The sequence below is a fragment of the Gillisia sp. CAL575 genome, from assembly GCF_000403785.1.
Taxonomy (GTDB): Bacteria; Bacteroidota; Bacteroidia; order Flavobacteriales; family Flavobacteriaceae; genus Gillisia.
Map to the genome: position 1 here is coordinate 1 of NZ_APHJ01000001.1, position 2,570 is coordinate 2,570.

At 30.6% G+C, this 2,570-nt stretch carries 3 protein-coding genes; all 3 read right to left on the reverse strand.

Features of this window, described 5'->3' with window-relative positions; genetic code table 11:
• Positions 1-157: helix-turn-helix domain-containing protein (locus I130_RS16935; protein WP_157480450.1), on the reverse strand; the 157-nt coding region annotated here is incomplete at its 3' end.
• A 208-nt stretch (positions 158-365) separates the two neighbouring features.
• A complete protein-coding gene (locus I130_RS00005; RefSeq protein WP_034916991.1) occupies positions 366-1,103 on the reverse strand; it encodes a hypothetical protein in 738 nt (245 codons plus the stop codon).
• A gap of 152 nt (positions 1,104-1,255) precedes the next feature.
• On the reverse strand, positions 1,256-2,371 hold the full coding sequence (locus I130_RS00010; protein WP_034916996.1) for a DUF3800 domain-containing protein: 1,116 nt from the start codon (positions 2,369-2,371) through the stop codon (positions 1,256-1,258).
• Positions 2,372-2,570 lie beyond the last annotated feature (199 nt).

Here is a 2,570-nt window from a genome sequence, read left to right on the forward strand (position 1 = left end):
TGGGTTTAGTTACCCATTTATTGACTTCTCTGGTGATGGTAGATCGGGTTCTTCCGAGCTTCTCTGCTATGAAAGATTTAGGTCTATTTTCTTCTAAAAGAGTCTGGATAATTACCCTTTCTTGATGTGATAATCGCCGGTGTTTTTTTGGTTCCATACAACAAATCTAAAGTTATGATTTGTTGCGTTAAGTTATTGAACTCAGGTTTTCAAAAAAAATATTGTTTGCAACGGTCTTGGTTAAGGCAAGTAGCGTGGAGTAGGGACGCGAACTTGTCGGCTTTGTTGGTATTTAATTGGTCTCTAAAATAACACTTTTCATCAGAATGCCCGCTATTTGCGCTTAACCGATGTTAGGCAACGTATCATTTCAGTAAAGGTGTTTCTGAACCTGTAAGAACTTCAATTATCATTTTAGCTGTTTCTGTTGAAATAACACCACCTAATGCTAAGTCAATAAATTTTCCTTTAATCAATTCAAACCAATTCTTTTTATTAACTCTCTCTGTCAATTGACGCAATTCATCAATTTCATCGAAGATTATTTGTTGTCCATATCCCTGTTTCACAAGCATTTCTTTTAATTCCGAAAGTTGTTCTTTTACTTCTTGACGACTTTCCTCTGAGAAATAATCTAATGAAGATTCTGTTTTACTTTCTACTAAGTACCAATTAAAAAGTTCTGAAAAGGGCTTAAAAAAATTAGCATTAAATATTTCTTGATATTCATAATAATCGTCTCCACGATCATACCATTCTCTAGATAATTCGATGTAATGAGGGGTCGATTTTCTTTCTACTTTAAATTTATCTAAAATTGAAAAATATCCGAAAGCACCTTGTAAATCAGGAGTGAATAGTGATTCAATTATAGTTCTGCTATCTCGTCTTGAATGTGAAATATTTTCTGAATTTAATTTGATTTTTAAGTCCGAAAAATCTTCTTCTATTCTTTGTAAGATTCTATTAGAAATATCTTGACTTTTGAGAAAATTTATTAATTGTGTTAGTTTAGTTTTAACATCATTAAAATTTGCATATTCAATAGTCGAAGAATATTCATTGAATTTTTCTGCTATTTCTGAGGTTGAAAGTTGTCTCATATTTTATGTTGCCTAACGGTCTTGGTTAAGGCAAGTAGCGTGGAGTAGGGACGCGAACTTGTCAGCTTAGTTGTTTTATACTTGGTGTCTAAAATAGTTCTTTTTATCAGAATGCCCGCTATTTGCGCTTAACCGATGTTAGGCACAGTAATTTATTGGTCTAATATTTTGAATAGTTCCTTATGGATATCGAATTCTGAAGATTCAAAAATTTTCAATTTACCCAAAGATGTTCCATTGAGTGTCTTATAAGTTTCCTTTAGTCTTCTCATTATTGTCAAATATCTACCTGATGTATAATTGAGATATTCGTTTAATTCTTCTTCTGTAACTGGAATTTTTAATCCTTTCCTAGAACTAGCAATAACAACTCCATCATCTCTTAGACGACCAATAATTTCTTTTCTGAATTCCTCATCGCTATAATTGATTTCATGTTCTTTTAACCAATCAATTAATTCATTTGAATAAGTATAGGATTGAGGATTTACGTATTTGATTTGAAATAGCAAATACTCCAAAATCATAATTCTATGTTTATTTTCTACATTTTGTCTTTTCTCTTCAACGTATCTTTCTGCATATGAAATAGAGATATTTGCAATTAACTTGTCTTGCTCTTTTCTAATATTTCCCAACAAAAATCTTTGGAAATCATCAGGCCAAATTAGAGTATGTAGTTCTTTGGAAATGAGAAGAGCATTAATTTCATTTGATTTTTGAAATTTGTTCTTCCTTAGTAATCTTTGGGTTCCTGCTACTAAATCTGCTAGTTGAATTAATATTTCATCTTTAGCAGAACCTATCATTATTATATCTCCAAAAAGTTCAAGTTGAAGGTTTCGTTCTAAATATTCTTTTAAAGAGTTTTGATATTGTTCATTACCAAATTTGTCAATAGTAACTGACCGATTTTCATATAATCTATGCAGTTCTGTATGAAGGATTTTTTGAGTGTATTTGTAAAATACGTTTGGATTAGATGTCCATTTTCCAAATACTTTTCTTTTTTCTATGGAGAGATTAATAAATCTAAAATCAACTTCTTGAATTCGTGTAAGAATTTCGATTCTTCTTTTCTCAGTTCTTATTCTTGATGATTTAAATTCTGTAAGATTTAATTCTTTTTGAATTTCGATTAGGTGCTTGATAATTGTATCTTTCTTTTCTTCCTCAATTAAAATTGACGAAAATTCCAATCTATCTGAAGCGCCTTCATTGAATCTTGGATCACCAGATTCATCAATAAAAGCTAAAATTTTTTCCATAAACGCTGGATTCAAGGATTCAACGCAACAAAGCGTTATAAAAAGTTAAGTATTCAAATATAATTTTTTTAGTTCAAGATCCATCATTTCTTGAGGTGTATTGTACCCTAGAATTTTACGAGGTCTATTGTTTAGTTTGTCCTGTATTATCTGTAGTTGTTTTTGATCAATTTTATTGAAGTCTGTTCCTTTTGGAAGG

What these genes read in the sequence shown, in the direction of transcription:
- I130_RS00010 (WP_034916996.1), bottom strand. Translation starts at nt 2,371, where the DNA reads ATGGAAAAAATTTTAGCTTTTATTGATGAATCTGGTGATCCAAGATTC.
- I130_RS00005 (WP_034916991.1), bottom strand. Translation starts at nt 1,103, where the DNA reads ATGAGACAACTTTCAACCTCAGAAATAGCAGAAAAATTCAATGAATAT.